This is a genomic window from Pseudomonas sp. TWI923 (assembly GCF_039673365.1).
In the GTDB taxonomy this organism is placed as follows: Bacteria; Pseudomonadota; Gammaproteobacteria; order Pseudomonadales; family Pseudomonadaceae; genus Aquipseudomonas; species Aquipseudomonas sichuanensis.
In genome coordinates, this window is record NZ_JBDJLM010000005.1 from 64,836 (window position 1) to 84,202 (window position 19,367).

General features: G+C 62.1%; 28 protein-coding genes and 2 pseudogenes. 20 read left to right on the plus strand and 10 right to left on the minus strand.

Annotated elements, in window-relative coordinates; translation table 11 throughout:
- Nucleotides 1-57: 57 nt before the first annotated feature.
- Nucleotides 58-306 (minus strand): hypothetical protein, encoded by a 249-nt coding sequence (locus ABE459_RS03980; protein ID WP_346647972.1) that lies wholly within the window; start codon nucleotides 304-306, stop codon nucleotides 58-60.
- Nucleotides 307-381: 75 nt separating this feature from the next.
- On the opposite strand from ABE459_RS03980, the gene ABE459_RS03985 reads away from it, so the two are divergent.
- Nucleotides 382-1,101 carry a hypothetical protein gene (locus ABE459_RS03985; RefSeq protein ID WP_346647973.1) on the plus strand — a complete coding sequence of 240 codons (720 nt, stop codon included), beginning with the start codon at nucleotides 382-384 and terminating at the stop codon, nucleotides 1,099-1,101.
- Nucleotides 1,102-1,125: 24 nt separating this feature from the next.
- On the opposite strand, the gene ABE459_RS03990 is transcribed toward ABE459_RS03985, so the two are convergent.
- On the minus strand, nucleotides 1,126-1,371 hold the full coding sequence (locus ABE459_RS03990) for a hypothetical protein (protein WP_258704327.1): 246 nt from the start codon (nucleotides 1,369-1,371) through the stop codon (nucleotides 1,126-1,128).
- Nucleotides 1,372-1,391: 20 nt separating this feature from the next.
- A complete protein-coding gene (locus tag ABE459_RS03995; protein WP_258704328.1) occupies nucleotides 1,392-1,691 on the minus strand; it encodes a hypothetical protein in 300 nt (99 codons plus the stop codon).
- A gap of 177 nt (nucleotides 1,692-1,868) precedes the next feature.
- On the opposite strand from ABE459_RS03995, the gene ABE459_RS04000 reads away from it, so the two are divergent.
- The 5 genes and pseudogenes from ABE459_RS04000 to ABE459_RS04020 all read left to right on the plus strand — a co-directional run.
- Nucleotides 1,869-2,300, plus strand: coding sequence for a hypothetical protein (locus tag ABE459_RS04000; protein WP_346647974.1), 432 nt, complete (start codon nucleotides 1,869-1,871; stop codon nucleotides 2,298-2,300).
- Nucleotides 2,297-2,656 carry a hypothetical protein gene (locus ABE459_RS04005; RefSeq protein WP_346647975.1) on the plus strand — a complete coding sequence of 120 codons (360 nt, stop codon included), beginning with the start codon at nucleotides 2,297-2,299 and terminating at the stop codon, nucleotides 2,654-2,656. The genes ABE459_RS04000 and ABE459_RS04005 overlap by 4 nt, the downstream gene beginning before the upstream one ends.
- A gap of 170 nt (nucleotides 2,657-2,826) precedes the next feature.
- Nucleotides 2,827-3,021: pseudogene (locus ABE459_RS04010) on the plus strand (hypothetical protein); the annotation flags it as partial.
- On the plus strand, nucleotides 3,018-3,230 hold the full coding sequence (locus ABE459_RS04015; RefSeq protein WP_346647976.1) for a hypothetical protein: 213 nt from the start codon (nucleotides 3,018-3,020) through the stop codon (nucleotides 3,228-3,230). The pseudogene ABE459_RS04010 and the gene ABE459_RS04015, both read left to right, overlap by 4 nt.
- A pseudogene (locus ABE459_RS04020) lies at nucleotides 3,227-3,313 on the plus strand (DUF2591 domain-containing protein); the annotation flags it as partial. The gene ABE459_RS04015 and the pseudogene ABE459_RS04020, both read left to right, overlap by 4 nt.
- A 466-nt stretch (nucleotides 3,314-3,779) precedes the next feature.
- On the opposite strand, the gene ABE459_RS04025 reads toward ABE459_RS04020, so the two are convergent.
- Nucleotides 3,780-4,079, minus strand: a complete 300-nt coding sequence (locus tag ABE459_RS04025; protein WP_258704330.1) for a hypothetical protein — start codon at nucleotides 4,077-4,079, stop codon at nucleotides 3,780-3,782.
- Nucleotides 4,080-4,209: 130 nt separating this feature from the next.
- On the minus strand, nucleotides 4,210-4,437 hold the full coding sequence (locus ABE459_RS04030) for a hypothetical protein (RefSeq protein ID WP_346647977.1): 228 nt from the start codon (nucleotides 4,435-4,437) through the stop codon (nucleotides 4,210-4,212).
- A gap of 123 nt (nucleotides 4,438-4,560) precedes the next feature.
- Between ABE459_RS04030 and ABE459_RS04035 the strand changes: the two genes are divergently transcribed.
- Nucleotides 4,561-4,887, plus strand: coding sequence for a hypothetical protein (locus ABE459_RS04035; protein ID WP_346647978.1), 327 nt, complete (start codon nucleotides 4,561-4,563; stop codon nucleotides 4,885-4,887).
- Nucleotides 4,884-5,081: a hypothetical protein gene (locus tag ABE459_RS04040; RefSeq protein ID WP_346647984.1), complete on the plus strand. Its 198-nt coding sequence runs from the start codon at nucleotides 4,884-4,886 to the stop codon at nucleotides 5,079-5,081. The genes ABE459_RS04035 and ABE459_RS04040 overlap by 4 nt, the downstream gene beginning before the upstream one ends.
- A 106-nt stretch (nucleotides 5,082-5,187) precedes the next feature.
- Here ABE459_RS04040 and ABE459_RS04045 read toward each other — a convergent pair whose 3' ends face one another.
- The gene (locus ABE459_RS04045) at nucleotides 5,188-5,433 is read right to left on the minus strand and encodes a hypothetical protein (protein WP_346647979.1); all 246 of its coding nucleotides are present in this window, start codon (nucleotides 5,431-5,433) and stop codon (nucleotides 5,188-5,190) included.
- A 149-nt stretch (nucleotides 5,434-5,582) separates the two neighbouring features.
- Here ABE459_RS04045 and ABE459_RS04050 point away from each other — a divergent pair, with 149 nt between their 5' ends.
- The 5 genes from ABE459_RS04050 to ABE459_RS04070 all read left to right on the plus strand — a co-directional run bounded on the left by ABE459_RS04050 (nucleotide 5,583) and on the right by ABE459_RS04070 (nucleotide 10,311).
- Nucleotides 5,583-5,906: a hypothetical protein gene (locus ABE459_RS04050; protein WP_346647980.1), complete on the plus strand. Its 324-nt coding sequence runs from the start codon at nucleotides 5,583-5,585 to the stop codon at nucleotides 5,904-5,906.
- 38 nt (nucleotides 5,907-5,944) lie between these two features.
- Nucleotides 5,945-6,277: a hypothetical protein gene (locus tag ABE459_RS04055; protein ID WP_223811820.1), complete on the plus strand. Its 333-nt coding sequence runs from the start codon at nucleotides 5,945-5,947 to the stop codon at nucleotides 6,275-6,277.
- Nucleotides 6,187-7,311, plus strand: coding sequence for a tyrosine-type recombinase/integrase (locus tag ABE459_RS04060; protein ID WP_346647981.1), 1,125 nt, complete (start codon nucleotides 6,187-6,189; stop codon nucleotides 7,309-7,311). The genes ABE459_RS04055 and ABE459_RS04060 overlap by 91 nt, the downstream gene beginning before the upstream one ends.
- Nucleotides 7,312-7,331: 20 nt before the next feature.
- A complete protein-coding gene (locus ABE459_RS04065) occupies nucleotides 7,332-8,918 on the plus strand; it encodes an ABC-F family ATPase (RefSeq protein ID WP_125464165.1) in 1,587 nt (528 codons plus the stop codon).
- 202 nt (nucleotides 8,919-9,120) lie between these two features.
- On the plus strand, nucleotides 9,121-10,311 hold the full coding sequence (locus ABE459_RS04070; protein ID WP_323830999.1) for an MFS transporter: 1,191 nt from the start codon (nucleotides 9,121-9,123) through the stop codon (nucleotides 10,309-10,311).
- Here the strand turns inward: ABE459_RS04070 and ABE459_RS04075 are convergent.
- Together ABE459_RS04075 and ABE459_RS04080 are read right to left on the minus strand one after the other, a co-directional pair.
- Nucleotides 10,261-11,319, minus strand: a complete 1,059-nt coding sequence (locus ABE459_RS04075; protein ID WP_125464167.1) for a dienelactone hydrolase family protein — start codon at nucleotides 11,317-11,319, stop codon at nucleotides 10,261-10,263. The genes ABE459_RS04070 and ABE459_RS04075 overlap by 51 nt on opposite strands.
- Before the next feature lie 135 nt (nucleotides 11,320-11,454).
- Nucleotides 11,455-12,066, minus strand: coding sequence for an FMN-dependent NADH-azoreductase (locus tag ABE459_RS04080; RefSeq protein ID WP_110994519.1), 612 nt, complete (start codon nucleotides 12,064-12,066; stop codon nucleotides 11,455-11,457).
- Nucleotides 12,067-12,198: 132 nt separating this feature from the next.
- On the opposite strand from ABE459_RS04080, the gene ABE459_RS04085 reads away from it, so the two are divergent.
- Nucleotides 12,199-13,101: a LysR substrate-binding domain-containing protein gene (locus ABE459_RS04085; protein ID WP_125466205.1), complete on the plus strand. Its 903-nt coding sequence runs from the start codon at nucleotides 12,199-12,201 to the stop codon at nucleotides 13,099-13,101.
- Nucleotides 13,094-13,456, plus strand: coding sequence for an MmcQ/YjbR family DNA-binding protein (locus tag ABE459_RS04090; RefSeq protein WP_323830998.1), 363 nt, complete (start codon nucleotides 13,094-13,096; stop codon nucleotides 13,454-13,456). The genes ABE459_RS04085 and ABE459_RS04090 overlap by 8 nt, the downstream gene beginning before the upstream one ends.
- Before the next feature lie 33 nt (nucleotides 13,457-13,489).
- Here ABE459_RS04090 and ABE459_RS04095 read toward each other — a convergent pair whose 3' ends face one another.
- The gene (locus ABE459_RS04095) at nucleotides 13,490-13,912 is read right to left on the minus strand and encodes a DUF1294 domain-containing protein (RefSeq protein ID WP_323830997.1); all 423 of its coding nucleotides are present in this window, start codon (nucleotides 13,910-13,912) and stop codon (nucleotides 13,490-13,492) included.
- Complete coding sequence (locus ABE459_RS04100) at nucleotides 13,912-14,742, minus strand: undecaprenyl-diphosphate phosphatase (protein ID WP_125466206.1); 831 nt, start codon at nucleotides 14,740-14,742, stop codon at nucleotides 13,912-13,914. Before ABE459_RS04100 ends, ABE459_RS04095 begins: the two co-directional genes overlap by 1 nt.
- Nucleotides 14,743-15,039: 297 nt before the next feature.
- Between ABE459_RS04100 and ABE459_RS04105 the strand changes: the two genes are divergently transcribed.
- The 5 genes from ABE459_RS04105 to ABE459_RS04125 all read left to right on the plus strand — a co-directional run bounded on the left by ABE459_RS04105 (nucleotide 15,040) and on the right by ABE459_RS04125 (nucleotide 19,340).
- Nucleotides 15,040-16,674 carry a methyl-accepting chemotaxis protein gene (locus ABE459_RS04105; protein WP_323830996.1) on the plus strand — a complete coding sequence of 545 codons (1,635 nt, stop codon included), beginning with the start codon at nucleotides 15,040-15,042 and terminating at the stop codon, nucleotides 16,672-16,674.
- Between the two features lie 242 nt (nucleotides 16,675-16,916).
- Complete coding sequence (gene pnuC, locus ABE459_RS04110) at nucleotides 16,917-17,483, plus strand: nicotinamide riboside transporter PnuC (protein ID WP_125858758.1); 567 nt, start codon at nucleotides 16,917-16,919, stop codon at nucleotides 17,481-17,483.
- Nucleotides 17,480-18,031 (plus strand): AAA family ATPase, encoded by a 552-nt coding sequence (locus ABE459_RS04115; protein WP_125464173.1) that lies wholly within the window; start codon nucleotides 17,480-17,482, stop codon nucleotides 18,029-18,031. The genes pnuC and ABE459_RS04115 overlap by 4 nt, the downstream gene beginning before the upstream one ends.
- A 297-nt stretch (nucleotides 18,032-18,328) precedes the next feature.
- On the plus strand, nucleotides 18,329-18,766 hold the full coding sequence (locus ABE459_RS04120; RefSeq protein WP_258704343.1) for a hypothetical protein: 438 nt from the start codon (nucleotides 18,329-18,331) through the stop codon (nucleotides 18,764-18,766).
- Between the two features lies 1 nt (nucleotide 18,767).
- Complete coding sequence (locus tag ABE459_RS04125; RefSeq protein ID WP_323830995.1) at nucleotides 18,768-19,340, plus strand: adhesin; 573 nt, start codon at nucleotides 18,768-18,770, stop codon at nucleotides 19,338-19,340.
- Nucleotides 19,341-19,367 lie beyond the last annotated feature (27 nt).

Sequence of the window (19,367 nt, forward strand, 5' to 3'; positions counted from 1 at the left end):
CCCATCAGTGCCTTCTCCTATGCAGCGACCATGGCGTACCGCCTAGAGCGGCGGCATTCAGTTAGCTTGAATCTCTTGGCCTCCTGCGAGCGTGATCAAGTTTTCAGCGCTCACTGCCTCAACGGTTTCAACTGCATCGAGAGCCGCCTCAAAAGCGCGCTCGAGAGTTGGGTGGCTCGGATGCCGAATCACTGCATGGAGGGACCGATCCTCTCCGCGCTGAACGCCAAGAGTCGCGTAATAGCCACCATCCAGTTGCGAAGCGCCCGCCCAAACTGCTGCGCCCCCGAAAAACTTCGTGCTCATGAGTATTGCTCCGTGATTTAGAACCGCTAGAAAAGCACATCAGCACTCAACTTATCCAGGATCCCAGGTATCCCCATGCCCACAGAAAACCGATCCAGCAATACCGAGATGGTCAGCGCGCCACGCGAGCTCATTGAATTCGCCGTCGGCTTCAAGACTCACGGGCACAAGAACCTGACTGAGCAGAAGAAACAACAGCGCCATGCGCAGGAGAAGCTGCGCGCCATCCTGGCCCAGCCAGCCGAGCAGCGCCATGGCGAGCAGGCGGCGCCCTTCAAGAATTGCATTGACGCTCGAGCGTACATAGCCGATCTGTTCATCACCAGGCTGCGGCGCCATGACTTCGATAAATACATTCGCGAGCGCCTGGCCGGAGACTTCGCCTTTGCCTTGGCCAACTGGATGACTGGCGAGGATGAGCGGCTGCGCTCTGACCTGCAGAAAGAGGTATTCCGCCGTCAATCAGACGAATCAGCGTATTCAGCGGTAGCGCGGCAGAACGACACCCTGCGTGCCCAGATGGCCGAGCGCGATGCGCTGCTGCGCGACCTTGAAGGCAAGACGATCTTGTCCTGGCCCGAAAAGCGGAGAATTTCCGCCGCCCTGTCCGCCAGCGCAGAGCCGAGCGCGCCAGCCAGTTGCACCTGGACCTACAACGATGACTCGTTCGCCTGGGACACCACCTGCAGCGAAAGCTTCTTGCTGATGGACGACGGCCCGAAAGAGAACTGCATGAAGTTCTGCTGCTACTGCAGCAAGCCGATTATCCAGGCGCCGCACAAAGCAGAATCCTGATAGGAGCACATTCGTACTCCTGCATTATTTCGCTGTGGGCACGTGCTTTCCGACGGTGGAACTCATGAAGCATTCAACCGATACGTTGAGTGCCCGTATTGAACCTTCCACCTGCGTGGTATCCACCCACCAGTCAGGCGTTTCTTTTGTAAGAATGCCGACGGCCGTCAGCCTGAGCAATTCGGGATTTATACCCAACTGCTCAGCTGAGGCCATCAGCGATATAAGGGCCTGACGAAGCTGAATGTCAGTTTCTTGCGTAAGCGTCATGGGTTTCAACCCCATCACATTCAGTGCCCGGATGCTGCCAATACATCCGCTTCATATGTTTTGGAGGCCAGCTTTCTCGCATAGCCTACGCCCCATGCCATCGCCCTGGTCATTGACTCACGTGGTCGCGAATCAAAGGCTTCTTCGTGTAATGCCATGCCAGTTGGGGCATATACGCCGATGAACATCTGCGTGGCACCCGTTCGCGACAGCCTCACCTCCACATCAATGAAGGTGCCATCATCAAGGGTTTCTTCGTGAGTTCGATGGTGGAGTGATGGGTCCGACCACTCCCAAAAGATATCGCCACGGAATCTCATACAGCCCTCCTGCAGCCGACTGGTTGGTAAGCATTAATCCCAAATTAGCCAAACTGCAGCGGTGATCAAGGCCGTTCAGGCGGATTGAGAACTGATCCCGACAATTGGCTAGTTTTTCTATACAAAAACTTAACCTTGTATAACTTTTTGCCGCGATAAGGCGGCCAAGGAAGCGTCATGCCTGAAGAAAACCGAATCGCCTTCGTGAACTACCAGGCCAAATGCGGCTGCAAGATGGACTACCACAGCGGTGATGGGATGTATTCCGAGGTCCACTACATCGACCCATGCCCGAAACACAGTGGCGCCGCCTTCGGCCCCGTGGAAGTTAAGCGCGATAAGGACGGCTGGTGGTGCCACCCAGACATCCCTGACTTTGGCGGAACCGAAGACCCGGGGCCCTTCAAGGCCTGGGCTGCTGAGCAAGGCCTGGAGCTGAAGACGTGGGATATGGATTCGGACCTGGCTGAGCATCCGTACTTCATTGGTGCCTGCCATTGCAACGGCTGGGAACCGCAGTCGCCTGGCCCTGAGTGGTTCCTGATGGGCATTTTCGACACGGAGGAAGGCCCGCATGTGCAGTGGGCGCGCCGCGAGGTGAAGGCATGAAGGCGCGGATAGAGAAGAAGCTGAGCAAGCGCTTGCTGGAAATAGCCCCATCGCAGTTTCACGGTGCATGGATCGACAAGGGCGAGCCGACTGAACTGGCCTACGAGCAGGGGACGCGGGTCAGCCACATCTGGAGCGTGGGCGGCGGCGTGGACTACTGGGGTGAAGGCTGCGATGCCTACACCGTCTGGGAAATCTGGAAGATGAACTGGTGCTGGCACGGTCCTTTCGAGGTTTACCCAGGTGGGCACCGCCATGAAGGCTACCCGAACACAGAAGGGTTTCGGCCTACCACAATCAACCTGCTGAAGCTCGCGGCCGACTGCGAGCGAAGCCACAAGGAGGCACACAAATGACCCGCCTCCCCCTCTGCCTCCTGCTGCTGGCCACCCTGGCCGGCTGCCAGCCGGACTGCTGGAGTAGCGATCCCAGCCAATGCATCGCCGAGCGCCATCAGGCGATAACCCAAGCAGCCGACTCCAGCGCAAACCAGCTTGAGCTCCTGCCTATGCGCGGCGGGTTCTATGTGTACCACGACGATCAGAGGTCTGTTACCTGCTGGTCGACCTCTGCAGGCCTCAGCTGCTTGCCCGACTGGATGCTTCGCGGTCAGAGCCAGGCCGGCAACGAGCGCCAGCTCTCCCCGCACGAGCAACAAGACAACAGGCCAACACCGGCCGGCGCCCAGGCGCATTGGATCGAAGAGAGGTATTCGCTGTGAGCAAGATCGTGCACCTCATTTCCCATTTCGGCTGCTTCGATGACCACGACTGCCAGATCGCATGCGGCCAGGCTGGTGAAGACATGAACGGGTCGGATCGACCGAAAGAGGTCACCTGCAAGAAGTGCCTGCGGGTCTATGCAGCGCGCGAGCGATATATCCGGGAGCAATTCGATAAGCGCGAAGCAGCGCTAAAGGTGGCGCCATGACCGACCTGATCGAAGTGAAGACGGCAGACCTGTCCGGTAAAACTCTGGGGTGGGCAGCAGGCACCGCCGAAGGACTGGACCTGTTGAAGTAGCAAGAAGCCCTGCGCGGGGCGGGGCCTCTAGTCAATGTGCTCGCCTAGACTCAATAAGCCTTTAGACTTGGCAGTTATTCCAGTGGGAGCTTGTGATGGCTATAGCGCTCGGCGTTGGATGCCCGCGACGGGTCCGGCGGGCCCTGTCTCTGCCCGCCTCGAAAGGGCCGGTTTTCGAAGTAATCGTCGCGATCCTCTGGGCGGGCCCTCTTGGAATCATGATCTGGACCGGTCGGCAAACCGCCCTCACGATCTGACTTTCCACCTTGGCCGTTATCCCTATCTCTGGTCATACGCACCTCTCAAAGCTCAGAAGTCCTGAGCTAAATTGAGTGTGCGCCTCCAGAGACTAGAGAAGTTTTATATCAGACCGATGGGTACAAACGAAAAAATCAATAACCGACTCTCGTCAGCTCCTCACAGAGAAAACAGATCGCAGATATTCAGCACGTAACATCTACCGCGAGGTGGCGAGAAGCTCATCAACGGAAGAGCCTTTGGTTGCGACGCTGCGGGCTCTCTCAATACCCCACGCCAACGCTGTACTCATCGATTCATCCGGACGTGCGTAGTAAGCATCCTCAAACAGAGCATCGCCCGAGGGGGAATACACACCGATGAACAACTGAGTCAAGCCAGTGCATGACAGCCTGACTTGCACATCGATTATGTTTCCGTCGCTGCAGACCTCCTCATGACACCTGGAGTGCAGCATCGGGTCTGCCCACGCCCAGTATTTACTGCCTCTTGTTCTCATTTTTCTTACCCTCTTCAGTTCTCTCTAGTAACGCACACAAACCTTTAGCGCACGTTACCGCTGGGCAGTTGGCCTGAACTGTTTCGCTATCGGTTCGTGCGCATTCCTCTCTATTCACTGCCGCAAGCGATCATGAGCCATTAGGATCATCTTCGCGTGGATCACTGATCTCGCCTGCCTGCCGGTCTGCGAACTTCATCCACTCCTCAAACGCAAGACGATGAGATCGACAGGTTTTCTCCCATTCGATACCGCTCATTCGCCCGTAGGCGATCTGATTCATCGTGGCGGAAATTTGCACATTGAGCTCATTCAATAGCGCATAGGCCTGGTAGCGGCCTTCTCTTGCGTCAGGCATTTAGCTCACCTCACAGGTGGATGAGTGAGCTATCAGGTTCAACGGCTCATACGGTTGACACCTACCGCCTCTTGTAAGTCCTTTCCATATCAATGAATGCCGATCAGTGGGTAGGAGTGTGTCATGCCTGAAGAAATCAAGCTGATCTGGCGGGCGCCGGTCGTGCGCGACGAAAATGGGATGTTCCAGCATCCGGACCTTCCCGATTTCGATGAGGGTGATGGCGACAAGTGCAAGGCCTGGATTGCCGAGCAGGGCCTGGAAGTTTGCATGGTCAGCCTGGAATACGCCGACGAGGCGATCGCCAACCGGTACTTCGAAAGCCATGACCCAGATTGCAGCTACTGGGAGCCAGAACGGCCTACCGGAGGTGACTGGTTCTGCCTGGCCATCCACGGCACCGACGACGGCCCGGTGTGCTGGTGGGGTCGCCGCGAGGCAAAGCCATGAAGAGCTACCAGGTCGTGATCGGGGTGCTGGTCCTGACGGAGGTCTTCATCGTGAGCATGTTCGTCAGCCGCGAGATCAAGGCTTGCCAGCCGCAAGCTGGCAACGAGCGCCAGCTCTCCCCGCACGAACAGCAGAACGGACCAACACCTGCGGGCGCGCCTGCGCCATGGAGTGAAGAGAGGTATTCGCTGTGAGCACGTCCGAGGGATAGAAAACATCAATAAAAATATCCAAAGGTGATGGCCAGCATCACCATAGCCATTCATTTGGATGGTCATCCTCGACCTAACTAGATTCGGCTCACACCTGATCTTGCAATCCTTGATCCTCTGATTGCATCAGACTGCATGGCTGGATTTCAGGCATTACCAACGTCTCTGCGTAGTCAATCCAGTCTTTGAATGCCTTCTGCTGCTGCAGCACGGCTTCTCCCCAGCAAGGTCCGCCGATCCGGCCATAAGCAACTTCATTCATGACTATTGAAGTCGATGCATCCAGCTCTCTGAGTAGCTGGTATGCCCGGTACCTTTGATCGCTATAAGGCATTTTTCACTCCCTCAACCCGTAACGCAAAAAGTGGTGCCCAGATCAGAGGCTAGTGGCACTACCTGATAGTGACAACGAAGTATCGCGCTTTTCTCCCTCCCCTTTTAACAACTCAAGCCCGCCTAGCTCGGGCATGGAGAGCTATTGCCATGACTAAAGAAGAACTGGCCGGCCTGCCGGCAAAAGTGCGCATCGCCACTGAGGCCGGCAAGGCTGCAGCCGCCGCCAGCACCGATGATGGCGGCAGCGCCAACCTTGATCGGGTGGTGATCCCTGTGCCTGGCCTACGCCCTAACCAGATGCCAAGCCTGCCAGGGTACGTGCAGAAGAAGAGTCGCTACCACCAGCAGGGCATCCACCTGGACACGCCTTGGCCAGGCCAGGGAAACCAGCACAGTGCCGGCGTGCAAGCCATGCACAAGTCGCTGAAAGACCAGGGCGTCAACTGCTACGTCTACTACCAGGTCGATTGACCTCAGCCTGCCGCCACCGGCGGCGTGGAGACCATCCCATGGAAACCGAAAGCACCGGTGACGTCGACAAGGTCACCGAGAAACGAATGGCCGACCTGCTCGGCTGCACCAAGCGCGCCCTGGAAGGCCGGCGCCTGCGCGGAGCGATCCCCGAAGGCGTCTGGATGAAGCATGGCGGCCGGATCATCTACAGCAAGAAGAGGTACGACGAATGGCTGGAAAGCCAATGGATTTACCCCCTGGCATCGACGTCCACTATGGCTCGCTCCGGCTCAGGTTCATGTGGGAAGGTACTCGCCGAAGTGAAACCCTTCCCTACCCCCCGACACAAAAAGGCATCAAGGCTGCATCCCAGCTTCGCGATAAAATAAACAGCCTGATCAAGCTCAACCTACTCGACCACGACAAGTATGCGGAACTGTTCCCAAGCTCCGCCGCTGTCGTGGGCGGTGTTCCTACGTTCGGTGAATACGCGCAGCTGTGGCTGGATAGCCGGGAGATCGCCGCGGGTACCAGGTTGAACTACAAGGGCACACTCAACCTTTATTGGGTTCCGCATCTCGCCTTGGTGCGCATCGACCTGATCACCTCCACACTTCTCCGCCGGATCGTCGCCTCGACCGAATGGGCCTCGCCCTCAGTGAAGCGCAACGCGATGATCAAGCTGTCGACCATCCTCCGCTCTGCGGTGCTAGACGGATTGATCACCCGAAACCCGGCTGAAGCCATCCAGCTGCCAGCACGCTCACGAAAAGAGGTTGACCCGTTCACCCTGGAAGAGGCCAACACGATCATTGCCGAGCTATACAAGCACAAGCACTGGCCTAGCCAGATCTACGCTGCGTTCTTCGAGTTCATGTTCTTCACCGGCCTGCGGCTGTCCGAAGGTCTGGCATTGCGCTGGGACACGGTCGACACGGTGAATAAGACCATTCATGTGCGGCGGACGATTGCGCTAGGGGTGGTTGAGGAGCGGACGAAGACCGGAAAGGATCGCTTCGTACTGCTCAACGAACGAGCACTGCACGCGCTGGAGTTCGCCAAGCAGTATGCGGAGCGCCGGAAACAGGGCAAAGGGCAGTTCACCGAGTCGCCGTTCGTCTTCCCGCCCGGTAAAAATGGGGAGCACGTCAAGCAGACCTCGGATCTGCACCACCAGTGGCGCCCAATTCTCAAGGGTTTGGGGGTCAGATATCGCCCCCCGTATAACTGCCGCCACACCTATGCGACAATATGCTTAATGTCTGGTCTCAACCCCGCATTTATCGCCCAACAGCTCGGGCACAGCGTGCAGATGCTCTTATCGACGTATGCACGTTGGATCAACTCGTCCAACGACTGGCAGGAGCTGCAAAAGCTCCAGATTGGTCCGAAATTGGTCCGTAGCTGCGACGAAGCCACGTAAGTTATTGATAGGTAAGCTCCTTGATCTCCACCGCTAACATCACCATGCAATTCGGCGCCAAGCCGCTGTTCGAAAACGTCTCGGTCAAATTCAACAACGGCAACCGCTACGGCCTGATCGGCGCCAACGGCTGCGGCAAGTCGACCTTCATGAAGATCCTCGGCGGTGACCTGGATCCGTCCGGCGGCCAGGTGATGCTCGAGCCGAACACCCGCCTGGGTAAACTGCGCCAGGACCAGTTCGCCTACGAAGAATTCACCGTGATCGACACCGTGATCATGGGCCACGAGCAGCTGTGGAAGGTCAAGGCCGAGCGCGATCGCATCTACTCGCTGGCAGAAATGACCGAAGAAGACGGCATGGCCGTCGCCGAGCTGGAAACCGAATTCGCCGAGATGGACGGCTACACTGCCGAATCCCGCGCCGGTGAGCTGCTGCTGGGCCTGGGTATCCCGCTGGAACAGCACTTCGGCCCGATGAGCGAAGTGGCGCCGGGCTGGAAGCTGCGCGTGCTGCTGGCCCAGGCGCTGTTCTCGGACCCGGACGTGCTGCTGCTGGACGAACCGACCAACCACCTGGACATCAACACCATCCGCTGGCTGGAAACGATCCTCACGGCGCGTAACAGCACCATGATCATCATTTCCCACGACCGTCACTTCCTCAACAGCGTCTGCACCCACATGGCCGACCTGGACTACGGTGAGCTGCGCCTGTTCCCGGGCAACTACGACGAGTACATGACTGCCGCCACTCAGTCGCGCGAGCAGCTGCTGTCGGACAACGCCAAGAAGAAAGCCCAGATCGCCGAACTGCAGAGCTTCGTCAGCCGCTTCTCGGCCAACGCCTCGAAAGCCAAGCAGGCCACCTCGCGGGCCAAGCAGATCGACAAGATCCAGCTGGCCGAGGTCAAGCCGTCGAGCCGCGTGAGCCCGTTCATCCGCTTCGATCAAACGAAGAAACTGCACCGCCAGGCGGTGATCGTCGAGAAAATGGCCAAGGCCTTCGACGACAAGGTGCTGTTCAAAGACTTCAGCTTCACCATCGAAGCCGGCGAGCGCGTGGCGATCATCGGCCCCAACGGTATCGGCAAGACCACCCTGCTGCGCACCCTGGTCGGTGAACTGACCCCGGACAAGGGCGAAGTGAAGTGGACCGACAGCGCCGAAGTGGGCTACTACGCCCAGGACCACGCCCACGACTTCGAAGAGGACGTGAGCCTGTTCGACTGGATGGGCCAGTGGACCAGCGGTGAACAGGTGATCCGCGGCACCCTCGGCCGCATGCTGTTCTCCAACGACGAGATCCTCAAGTCGGTGAAGGTGATTTCCGGTGGTGAACAGGGCCGCATGCTGTTCGGCAAGCTGATCCTGCAAAAGCCCAACGTGCTGGTGATGGACGAGCCGACCAACCACCTGGACATGGAATCGATCGAGGCGCTGAACCTGGCGCTGGAAAACTACCCGGGCACCCTGCTGTTCGTCAGCCACGACCGTGAGTTCGTGTCGTCGTTGGCCACCCGCATCATCGAGCTGACGCCCGAAGGTACCGTGGACTTCAGCGGTACCTACGACGACTACCTGCGTAGCCAGGGCGTGGTGGTCTGAGCTGAACACCGTTAGCTGAATCATCGCGGGGCAAGCCCGCTCCCACGTGCTACCAGCGTGGGAGCGGCGGTGCGCCGCTGCGACTTGCCCCGCGATGTTCCTGTGCGCATCGCTCAACGAATAATTCGTTAGCCTGCTTTCTTTTCCCCCGCACAACGGCCATGATGCCGGTACGCCCAACCGCCTACCCGCGAACGTGCCCATGACCGCGCAACAGCCCGCCCCTGGCGACACCTCAAGCATCACCCTGCAAATCCTCGCCATCGTCTTCTATACCTTCATCGCCTTCCTCTGCATCGGCCTTCCGATCGCAGTGCTGCCCAGCCATGTCCACGACCAACTTGACTACGGCGCAGTGGTCGCCGGCCTGACCATCGGCCTGCAATACCTCGCCACCCTGCTCAGCCGGCCCTTTGCCGGGCGGGTCGCCGACACCCTGGGCGGCAAGCGGGCGATTCGCTTCGGGTTGTATGGCATTGCCGGCTGCGGCGTGCTCACGCTGTTCTCGGCCTGGACCCTCACCCTGCCCTGGCTGAGCCTGCTGTTGTTGCTCGGCGGGCGCCTGCTGCTGGGCATCGCCCAAGGCTTGATCGGGGTGGCGACGTTGAGCTGGGGGATTGGCCAGGTGGGACCGGAGCATACCGCGCGGGTGATCTCGTGGAACGGCATCGCCTCCTACGGCGCCATCGCCATCGGTGCGCCGGTCGGTGTGCTGCTGGTGGATATGCAGGGGTTCTGGATATTGGGGCCGGCGCTGCTGGTGCTGGCACTGAGCGCGTTGCTGGCGCTGCGCAAGCGCCCGGACGTGGTGGTGGTGCGCGGCGAGCGCCTGCCCTTCTGGTCGGCGTTCGGCCGTGTGGCGCCCTGTGGCCTGGGCTTGACCCTGGCGTCGATCGGCTACGGCACCCTGACCACCTTCGTCACCCTTTATTACCTGGAGCGCGGCTGGACGGGCGCTGCGTTGTGCCTGAGCGCGTTCGGCCTGTGCTTCATCGTTTCACGGCTGCTGTTCGTCAACGCGGTCAACCGCTTCGGTGGCTACAACGTGGCGATTGCCTGCATGGCCACCGAGGTGCTGGGGCTGGCCCTGCTGTGGCAGGCGCCTTCCCCGCTGTGGGCAATGGTCGGCGCAGGGCTGACCGGCTTCGGCCTGTCGCTGGTGTACCCGGCCCTGGGCGTCGAGGCGATCAGGCAGGTGCCCAGCAGTAGCCGAGGTGCCGGGCTGGGTGCCTATGCGGTGTTCTTCGACCTGGCGCTGGCCATTGCCGGCCCGCTGATGGGCGCGGTGGCGATACAACTGGGCTACGCCTCGATCTTCGCCGTCGCCGCCCTGCTCGCCTTGTCAGGGGTTGGCCTGACCCTGCTGCTGGCCCGACGCGCCCAGCGCGGCTGAGCGCTCGGCAGGCTCGGGCGCCCCCAGTGCCTGGCTGAAGAAGGCCGTGGTTTCGCTGCGCAGCGAGCGGTGGATATGCCGGCGGTCGACACCGTCGGCATCCTTGCACAGCACCGGCATGCGCTGGTGTTGCTCGTCGTCGCACGGCGCCATGAACACGAAATGCCCGGCCCCGGCGAGCAACCGGTAGTCCGGCGTCTGCGGCAACTTGCGCGCCAGGGCATCGGCATTGTGCTCCAGGGCCAGCAACTGGTCCGAGTCGCCGCTGTAGATCAACGCCGGCACATGCACCCCGGCCAGGGCGTGGCGGCCGAACATCAGGCTCAGGGGGGCCATCAGCATCACCGCGCCTACCCGCGCATCGGCCCGTGGCCCCAGTTCGCTGTGGTCGGCGATCAGCACACCATGGGTCTTGCAGGCGTCGGCGTCGTTGGGGCGCTGCTGACAATAGCGGCGCAGGCGATCAAGGTCGGGTTGCGCGCCAGACAGGATCAGCGCCGTCTCGCCGCCGGCCGAATAGCCGATCACCCCGACTTTGCCGTCGTTCAGATAGGGGCCGACCAGTGTATCGGCGCGTGCGGCCGTGATCGCAGCGCTGACCTGCAGCGGCCGACCATAGAGGTTGCTGAGCGTCCCGAGGCGGCTCCGATCGCGGCTGTTGTCGCCGGGGTGGATCACCGCCACCACCACGAAGCCCTGACGTGCCAGGCCGTTGGCCAGGTCGTGCAGGGCCATGGGGCTGCCGGTATTGCCGTGGGAAATCACCAACAACGGGAAGCGCCCCATGGCCACAGGTGCGTCCTGGGCAACGCGGGTCTGATAGCCCTCGATACGCACAGGTCGCGCCTCACCGCTGGAGGGGTAGAACACCAGCGCCTGCATGGGCCTGCGGTCCACCGGGTCGGCCAGGGTGAGCCGGTGCAGGCCGGCCACCCAGGTTGCCGCGTTGGCCTGGGCCAGCAGGCCAGCGAACAGGGCGATGGCCAACAGGGTACGAAACGGAGTCATGCAGAGGCGCTCCCGTGACCGGGCGGACGTGTTTCGCCAGCATAGAACCCGGCCAAGCACAGCTACATGAAAACTGAATGAAAAAAAGCCGATCGGCGCTCAGGGCGACGATCGGCTTTGTCGTGACTCGGCTGATCAGGCGGCAGCGAACAGCTCGCCGGCAATCTGCGCCTGGGCCGCGTCGATGGCCTTGGCGCGGTGCTCAGGGCCGTAGGCCAGGCCGTGGGCACGGACGGTCTCGACATCGGTGATGCCGATGAAGCCAAGGAAGACGTTGAGGAAATCTTCATGGCCAACACCGGTTGGCTGGCCCTGGTGCAGGCCGCCGGCGGTGGACACCAGGATCACTTTCTTGTCGCCGCACAGGCCTTCAGGGCCGGCTTCGGTGTAGCGGAAAGTCTTGCCGGCCACGGCGATGCGGTCGATCCAGGCCTTGAGCTGGGTCGGCACGCTGAAGTTGTACATCGGTGCACCGATCACCACCGCGTCGGCGGCAAGGAACTCTTCCAGGGTTTCGGCGCTGAGTTGGGCTTCGTGGGCCTGGGCGGCATCGCGCAGGTCCTGCGGGGTACCGGCAGCCACCAGGGTGGCGGCGGAGAAGTGGCTGATGGCGTCGGCAGCCAGGTCACGGTAGACCACTTCGATGCTCGGGTCGGCGGCTTTCCAGGCGTCGACCACTTCGCGGCTCAGCTGACGGGAGGCGGAATTGTCGCCCAGAATGCTCGAATCGATGTGCAACAGTTTCATGGGACTCTCCTGTGAATGAAGACCGCGGTGGTGGGCGATCACGATGGGGAGAATCCTATCGAAGCAGTGAATGGCTGATAAGGCAGCAAAAATGCGTTAGTTTGTCCCACTGGTAGAACAGTGAGAATGCCCATGCAAGACCTCAACGACCTCTTCTATTTCGCCCAGGTGGTCGAAGCCGGCGGTTTCGCCGCGGCCGGTCGCCAGCTGGGCATCCCCAAGTCGCGCCTGTCACGGCGTATCGCCGAACTGGAAGAACGCCTCGGCACCCGCCTGCTGCAACGCACCACGCGGCAATTGAAGCTGACCGCCGTGGGCGAACGCTACCTGCACCATTGCCAGGCAATGCTGCTGGAGGCAGAGATGGCCGATGAAGTGGTGGCCAGCATGTCCAGCGAACCCCGTGGGCGGCTGCGGGTGTCCTGCCCGGTGGCCCTGGCCCATGCCTTCCTGCCCGAGGTGATCAGCCGCTTCCTGGCCCAGTACCCGCTGGTGCAGCTGGACATGGTGCTACTCAACCGTCGGGTCGACCTGATTTCCGAAGGCATCGACGTGGCCTTGCGCGTGCGTGACCTGGGTGACGAAGACCCGGCCCTGGTCACCCGTCGCCTGCGCCAGGCGCAGATGCAACTGGTGGCCGCACCGGGTTTTGCCGACCATATCCGCGAGCCCGCCGAGCTTGCCAGCCTGCCGGTGCTGGGCGCCGCCGAGGCGGACCGGCTGGTGCACCTGCGCCTGCACGGGCCGGACGGCCGCCAGGAGGAAGTGGCCCTGGAGCCACGCCTGGCCATCGATGACTTCGTCGTGCGCAACGCCGCTGTGCGCGCCGGCCTGGGCTTCACCGCGCTGCCGAGCATGTTCTGCGAGGAAGAGCTGGCACGTGGAGAACTGGTGCGCCTGCTGCCGGACTGGTCGCTGCCCGGCGGCTTCCTGCAGGCGGTGTATCCGCACCGACGCGGCCTGCTGCCGGCGGTGCGGGCGTGGATCGATCACCTGGCGATTTCGTTCGAGGCCTGTGGAGAGCGCTATGTCTGAGAAAAGGATGACAGAGGAACAGATCGCGCAGTTCTGCCTGGCATTGCCAGGGGCGCGCGAGGATTACAAGTGGGGCGGGATCCGGGTGTTTTCGGTGGCCGGCAACAAGATGTTTGCCATCGCCGACCTGGGCGGTGCCGGCTTGTCGTTCAAGGTGGCCGACGACCTGTTCCTGGGCTACTGCGACCGCCCGGGCATTCGCCCGGCGCCTTATCTGGCACGGGCGAAGTGGGTCAGCATGGTTGCGCCCTACCCCGTGGGCCGTGACGAGCTGTGTGACCTGCTGCGCCGCTCGCACCAGTTGGTGGTGCGGCGCTTGCCCAAGCGCACGCAGGTGGGGTTGTTGCTGGATTGACTCTGCATTGCGGGGCAGGCCCGCGCTGGCCACCTACAGCAGCTGGCCCAACCCGCGTCCATTCAACAGCAGGTGATCGAACCAGAACACCTGGTGCAGCGCGACGATGCCCCAGAACACCAGCTGATAGGACAGCTTGCGGGTCTTGTGCCGGAACAACTGCTGGGCCAGCAGCGCCCCAGGCCAGCCACCGAGCAGCTCGCTGGCATGCAGCACTTTCTCTGGGGTGCGCCAGGCCTGGTTGCTCGCCTGCTGCTTGTCCTGCCAGTACAGCAGCAGGCTCACCAGGCTCACCAGCGGGTACAGCGCCAATGGCAGCCACGACTGCCCGCTCAAGCCCATCTGCAGGCCGCCCAATATCGGCAGCAAACAAAGCATGGCCAGAGCGAGCAGCTTCAGGCGTGGATTGCGTACGCCCTGGGCCTCGCCACGGGCAGCGGTTTGCGGGCGCGCCATCAGCCGTGCGCCGTCGACCAGTCGACCCAGCCGAACTCCCAGGTGGCCAGGATCAGCAGACCAAAGACGATGCGGTACCAGGCGAACGCGGCGTAGCTGTGATTGGCGATGAACTTGAGCAGCGCGCGCACCGCGATCATGGCGAAGATGAACGACACCACGAAGCCCAGGGCAAACACCGGCAGGTCGCCGGGCTGGAACAGCTCGCGGTACTTGTAGCCCGAATACACCGCCGCACCGACCATGGTCGGCATGGCCAGGAAGAACGAGAACTCGGTGGCCGCCTTGCGCGACAGGCCGAACAGCAGGCCGCCGATGATGGTCGAGCCGGAACGCGAGGTGCCTGGGATCATCGCCAGGCACTGGACGAAACCGATCTTAAGGGCATGGTGCCAGCTCATGTCATCGACATGGTCCACCTCGATACGGTGCTGGCGACGTTCGGCCCAGAGCATGATCACCCCACCGACCACCAGGGCCGCAGCCACGGTAATGGGGTTGAACAGGTACTCGTGGATCAAGTCGGCGAACAGCACCCCCAGCACCACCGCCGGCATGAAGGCGATCAGCAGGTTGGCGGTGAAGCGCCGCGCCGGTGCTTGAGTGGGCAGGCCCAGCACCACGTCGAAGATCTTGCGCCGGAATTCCCAGACCACCGCGAGGATTGCGCCCAACTGGATGATGATGTTGAACGCCATGGCCCGCTCACCGCCAAAACCGATCAGGTCAGCGACAATGATCTGGTGCCCGGTGCTTGAAATCGGCAAGAACTCCGTCAGGCCCTCGACAACGCCCAAGATGATTGCCTGCAAGGCACTCCAAAAATCCATCATTCCCCCGATGCAGCACCGCTCCTGGCGGGCCGCTTGTAGTGATTTGCACGTAGTTGCCGCACGCGGCGCGGCTGTTTTACAGCGACAGCAGTGGCAACGCCAGCATAAATGCCCAGCGGCCTAAAGGTTTCATCTGGCACGGCCGAAATCCTAGCAGAGCCCTTGGTTCAAGGCTTGCGTTACCTGCAACACGGATCGCGCGCACTGCGCACTTAGCCGTTGGTCGTGTGGGGCCTGGCGGCAAAGCATGCTTGGATGCTTTCGATAAAAAGAACAAGACCGGAGTAACGCATCATGAAGACCCTGAGGTCGATGTCGATCAGCCGCCGCCTGTGGCTGATCCTGTTGGTGGCCGTGGCTATGCTGGTGGTGCTGGGGTTGCTGATGCTGCGCCAGATCCATGGCGACCTGTACCAGGCCAAGGCCGAGAAGACCCGCCATGTGGTGCAGACCGCCGCAGGCGTGCTGGCGCATTACCAGGGCCTGGAGGCCGCCGGCACACTCAGCCGCGAAGCCGCCCAGCAGCAGGCCCTGCAAGTGGTGCGCGGGCTGCGTTACGACCAGAGCGACTACTTCTGGATCAACGACCTGCAACCGAAGATGATCATGCACCCGGCCAACCCCAAGCTCGACGGCCAGGACCTCTCGGCCATCCGCGATCCCGACGGGTTTGCCGTGTTCAACGAAATGGTCAAGCTGGCCCGTGCCCAGGGCGCCGGCCCGGTCGACTACCGCTGGCCCAAGCCCGGCGCCAGCGAGCCGGTGGCCAAGACCTCCTATATACAACTGTTCGAGCCATGGGGCTGGGTCATCGGCTCGGGCGTCTACATCGACGACGTGCAGGCCGAATTCGCCCGCCAGCTGCGCGACGCGTCCCTGGTCGGCCTGGGCATCGCCCTGTTGATGGCCCTGGTGGTAATGCTGATTGCCCGCAGCATCGCCCGCCCGCTGCAGGAGGCGGTGCAGGCCATGGGCAACATCGCCAGCGGCGAAAGCGACCTGACCCGGCGCCTGGACACCCACGGCCGCGACGAGATCACCCATCTGGGCGAGCACTTCAACCGTTTCAACGGCAAGCTGCAGGGCGTGATCGGCCAGTTGCAGGGCGCCGCCCACGCCCTCGCCGAGTCGGCGGGGCATGTCGGCGACAACGCAGGCGCCGCCCAGGCGCGCAGCACCCAGCAGTCGCTGCAGATGGACCAGGTGGCCACGGCGATCAACGAAGTCAGCTACGCCGTGCACGACGTGGCCAAGCACGCCGAACAGGCTGCCAGCGAGATGCGCGACGCGCAGCAGCAGGTCGGCCATGGCCAGCAGGCGATCCACGGCAGCCTGCAGCAGATCGACCGGCTCTCGGCGACCATCGAGCAGGCGGTCCAGGTGATCCGCGAGCTGGCCAGCCACAGCACCAAGATCGGCGGCGTGCTGGAAGTGATCCGCGCCATCGCCGAGCAGACCAACCTGCTTGCCCTCAACGCCGCCATCGAGGCCGCCCGTGCCGGCGAGCAGGGCCGTGGTTTCGCCGTGGTCGCCGACGAGGTGCGCCTGCTGGCCCAACGCACCGCCCAGTCGACCGCCGAAATCCAGACCATGATCGAGCACCTGCAGGGGCAGTCCGAGGCCGCGGTCAGGGCCATCGACACCAGCAGCGAGGCCTCGCGCCAGACCGTCGACCAGGCCCGCGAGGCGGGCACCAGCCTGGATGCCATCAGCCAGGCACTGAACAACCTGGGCGCACTCAACGCCTCGATCGCCAGCGCCACTCTGCAGCAGTCCCATGTGGTGGAAGAGATCAACCGAAACGTGACCGAAACCGCCGGGCTTTCCCAACAGACCGCCGAGGCCGCGCGTCAGTCCAGTGATGCAGGGACTGCCCTGGCACGGTTGAGTGAGGATCTGGAGCAGTTGCTGCGCCAGTTCAGGGTTTAGGGGTAGGCCGTCTCAGCGGTTTGAGGCCGCAAGGGTATGGCGCGGGATTGATGGCGCCTATCAGATCGAGCGCCGCGCGGGCGGCGCTCGATCTGATAGGCGCCGCATCTCATTCGGCGAACACACCGCAAACCACACCCAATCCTCCAAGCCCCCGACACCAGCGAAACATCCGCGATCGCTTGAAGCCTGCCGCCCCTTGCTTGTAGCATCGCGCCCTTCCCCGCTTTGAAGGATCGCCGATGTCCGGCCTCGAACTCTTCGCCGCCGCGCTCGGCGTCATCGCCGTCTGGCTCACTGTACGGCAGAACCCCTGGTGCTGGCCGATCGGCCTGGTCATGGTGGTGCTGTACAGCTGGATCTTCTATGAAGTGAAGCTCTACTCGGACATGCTGCTGCAACTGGTCTATGCGGTCCTGCAGCTCTACGGCTGGTGGCAATGGACCCGTCCGGACCGCGTGGAAGACGCGCGCCAGGTGTCGAGTCTGGGCCTGGCGCCAATGCTCAAAGGCCTTGGCACCGGCCTAGTCGCCAGCCTTGTGCTCGGTGCGACCATGGCCCACTACACCGATGCCGCCCAGCCTTGGCTCGATGCGGCACTCACCGGCTTCAGCCTGGTAGCGCAGCTGTGGATGGCACAGAAGCGCCTGCAATGCTGGGTGCTGTGGATGGTGCTGGACGTAATCTTCGTTGGCCTGTTCCTGTACAAGGGCCTGTACCTCACTGCCGCACTGTACGCCCTGTTCACCCTGATCGCCGTGCGTGGCTGGCTTGAGTGGCGCCGCGACCCGGCACTGGCGGCCGCATGAAGACGCTGGTGCTGTGTGGCCCGGAATCCAGCGGCAAGAGTTGGCTCGGCGGTGAGATCCAGGCGCACTTCGGTGGCGTGCTGGTAGGTGAGTACGTGCGCCATTTCATCGAGCAGGAGCAGCGCGACACCTGCTATGCCGACATCCCCGCCATCGCCCGCGGCCAGTTGCAGTGGGAGGATCAGGCGCGCCAGCTGGCGCCGTCCCTGCTGATTCTCGACACCCATCTGCTCAGCAACATCCTCTGGAGCCGCGCGCTGTTCGCAGATTGCCCGCCCTGGATAGAGCAGGCGCTCAACGCACGCCACTACGACCTGCACCTGCTGCTGAGGCCCGAGGGTGTGGCCTGGGTGGGCGATGGCATGCGCTGCCAGCCTGAGCTTGCCCAGCGCCAGCAGTTCTTTGCCGACAGCCTGGATTGGCTACAGGCACAGCAACGACCCTATCAAGTGATCGAGGGCGATTGGCCCCAGCGCAGTGCTGCCGCCCTCGCCGCCGTGGCGCGGCTGCTCGATGGCCAGGTGCCAGCCTGTGCTACCGAATGTTAATGCACTGATACACCCCACCACCCCGCAGCCCCCGCAAATGGGGGCCGCCGCCCAGAAGTGAGGGAAGTGTGTCAGCACTGAGACACTGCCCGACAATCTCTTCACATCCCCCGTACTACGCGGCCTGCGGCACCTGTGCAGAGGGCGCTGTTTCAGCGCTGACACAGTATTCGTGGTGCTTTTCGAGCTAGCTCGAGCAAGCCTCTGATTCACAAAGGAAAACAAAAAGCGGCACAGCTTCTGCTCTCTGTACTCGCAACGCTGAACGACCAGCGCCCGATTGAGGGAGTAGCCATCGTGAGGAAATTCGACAGAGGCGTGTCCTGCCTCCTGCTGGTCGGTTTCACCCTGGGAGCAAGCCTGAGCCTCGAGGCCCAAGCCGATAACGGCCTCATCGTCATCACCCGTGATGTGCAGGTGCGCAACGCAACGCGCCTCCCGGTGATACCAGACCCGTCCCCGACCACGGCCAATGCCAACCCCTCAGCACAGATCATCAGACAGACCCATGAGCTCAGTGATGGTGACTTCGCCAGTATCAGCAGTGGCGCGGGCATCTCATCCCTGGTCAACCAGCAGACCAACAACATGGGCGGCAACATCAGTACCCAGAGCCAGCTGCCCAACCTCGCCGCCGGGCGTGGCAGCGGCTCCGGCAGCGGCATCGGCAACATGGTCAACTCCAGCGTGCAGCGCGGCCTTGCGCCCCTGCAAGCCCTAACCCGAGGCCAATGACATGAGGCATTCGCTGCTGATTCTGGCCACCCTTTGCAGTGCACCGGCGTTCGCCCAATCCCCAGTAGTCGACACCGCCATCATCGACAGTTCCGCCAGCAAGTACCTGGGCAACATGGCGGTCAACCAGGCGGCCGGCGACTTCCAGCAACAAGCCAACGCCCGTGCCCTGGCCAACGGCCATTCGGCCAACGCGACGACGCAGATCCGCCAGCGCCTGCAGACCACGGTCGACCCTGCCAGGGATAGCCGCGCCAGCATCCAGGGCGATGCCTTCAGCCGTGGCAGCGGCGTACTGGGCGTGAACCAGAGCGCCGGCGCCGGTACTCAGCAAGCCAACGCACTGCGCATCAGCATCAGTGCCCAACCGCAAAGTCTCGATGACAGCGTCCTGTTGCAACAGAACGTGGCGCTGCGCAACACCTCCGATGCAACTGACTCCGCACCCGGCTATCGCCAGGTCAACACCAGCGACCAGGCATTCACCGGTAGCCGTGGGGTGATTCAGTTGAATCAGAGCGCCGGGGTGGGAAACCGCATGGCCAACACCCTAAGCGTCCGGGTCGCGGAATGACCCAAAAAGGTAAGCACAACACTTAAC

Excerpts from the sequence above, each read along its gene's own strand:
- ABE459_RS04005 (WP_346647975.1), top strand. The coding sequence starts at position 2,297 with ATGAAGGCGCGGATAGAGAAGAAGCTGAGCAAGCGCTTGCTGGAAATA.
- ABE459_RS04050 (WP_346647980.1), top strand. The coding sequence starts at position 5,583 with ATGACTAAAGAAGAACTGGCCGGCCTGCCGGCAAAAGTGCGCATCGCC.
- ABE459_RS04035 (WP_346647978.1), top strand. The coding sequence starts at position 4,561 with ATGCCTGAAGAAATCAAGCTGATCTGGCGGGCGCCGGTCGTGCGCGAC.
- ABE459_RS04025 (WP_258704330.1), bottom strand. The coding sequence starts at position 4,079 with ATGAGAACAAGAGGCAGTAAATACTGGGCGTGGGCAGACCCGATGCTG.
- ABE459_RS04055 (WP_223811820.1), top strand. The coding sequence starts at position 5,945 with ATGGAAACCGAAAGCACCGGTGACGTCGACAAGGTCACCGAGAAACGA.
- ABE459_RS04040 (WP_346647984.1), top strand. The coding sequence starts at position 4,884 with ATGAAGAGCTACCAGGTCGTGATCGGGGTGCTGGTCCTGACGGAGGTC.
- ABE459_RS03995 (WP_258704328.1), bottom strand. The coding sequence starts at position 1,691 with ATGAGATTCCGTGGCGATATCTTTTGGGAGTGGTCGGACCCATCACTC.
- ABE459_RS04070 (WP_323830999.1), top strand. The coding sequence starts at position 9,121 with ATGACCGCGCAACAGCCCGCCCCTGGCGACACCTCAAGCATCACCCTG.
- ABE459_RS04000 (WP_346647974.1), top strand. The coding sequence starts at position 1,869 with ATGCCTGAAGAAAACCGAATCGCCTTCGTGAACTACCAGGCCAAATGC.
- ABE459_RS04080 (WP_110994519.1), bottom strand. The coding sequence starts at position 12,066 with ATGAAACTGTTGCACATCGATTCGAGCATTCTGGGCGACAATTCCGCC.
- ABE459_RS03990 (WP_258704327.1), bottom strand. The coding sequence starts at position 1,371 with ATGACGCTTACGCAAGAAACTGACATTCAGCTTCGTCAGGCCCTTATA.
- ABE459_RS04115 (WP_125464173.1), top strand. The coding sequence starts at position 17,480 with ATGAAGACGCTGGTGCTGTGTGGCCCGGAATCCAGCGGCAAGAGTTGG.
- ABE459_RS03985 (WP_346647973.1), top strand. The coding sequence starts at position 382 with ATGCCCACAGAAAACCGATCCAGCAATACCGAGATGGTCAGCGCGCCA.
- ABE459_RS04125 (WP_323830995.1), top strand. The coding sequence starts at position 18,768 with ATGAGGCATTCGCTGCTGATTCTGGCCACCCTTTGCAGTGCACCGGCG.
- ABE459_RS04060 (WP_346647981.1), top strand. The coding sequence starts at position 6,187 with ATGTGGGAAGGTACTCGCCGAAGTGAAACCCTTCCCTACCCCCCGACA.
- ABE459_RS04030 (WP_346647977.1), bottom strand. The coding sequence starts at position 4,437 with ATGCCTGACGCAAGAGAAGGCCGCTACCAGGCCTATGCGCTATTGAAT.
- ABE459_RS03980 (WP_346647972.1), bottom strand. The coding sequence starts at position 306 with ATGAGCACGAAGTTTTTCGGGGGCGCAGCAGTTTGGGCGGGCGCTTCG.
- pnuC (WP_125858758.1), top strand. The coding sequence starts at position 16,917 with ATGTCCGGCCTCGAACTCTTCGCCGCCGCGCTCGGCGTCATCGCCGTC.
- ABE459_RS04085 (WP_125466205.1), top strand. The coding sequence starts at position 12,199 with ATGCAAGACCTCAACGACCTCTTCTATTTCGCCCAGGTGGTCGAAGCC.
- ABE459_RS04095 (WP_323830997.1), bottom strand. The coding sequence starts at position 13,912 with ATGGCGCGCCCGCAAACCGCTGCCCGTGGCGAGGCCCAGGGCGTACGC.
- ABE459_RS04090 (WP_323830998.1), top strand. The coding sequence starts at position 13,094 with ATGTCTGAGAAAAGGATGACAGAGGAACAGATCGCGCAGTTCTGCCTG.
- ABE459_RS04075 (WP_125464167.1), bottom strand. The coding sequence starts at position 11,319 with ATGACTCCGTTTCGTACCCTGTTGGCCATCGCCCTGTTCGCTGGCCTG.
- ABE459_RS04045 (WP_346647979.1), bottom strand. The coding sequence starts at position 5,433 with ATGCCTTATAGCGATCAAAGGTACCGGGCATACCAGCTACTCAGAGAG.
- ABE459_RS04100 (WP_125466206.1), bottom strand. The coding sequence starts at position 14,742 with ATGGATTTTTGGAGTGCCTTGCAGGCAATCATCTTGGGCGTTGTCGAG.
- ABE459_RS04105 (WP_323830996.1), top strand. The coding sequence starts at position 15,040 with ATGAAGACCCTGAGGTCGATGTCGATCAGCCGCCGCCTGTGGCTGATC.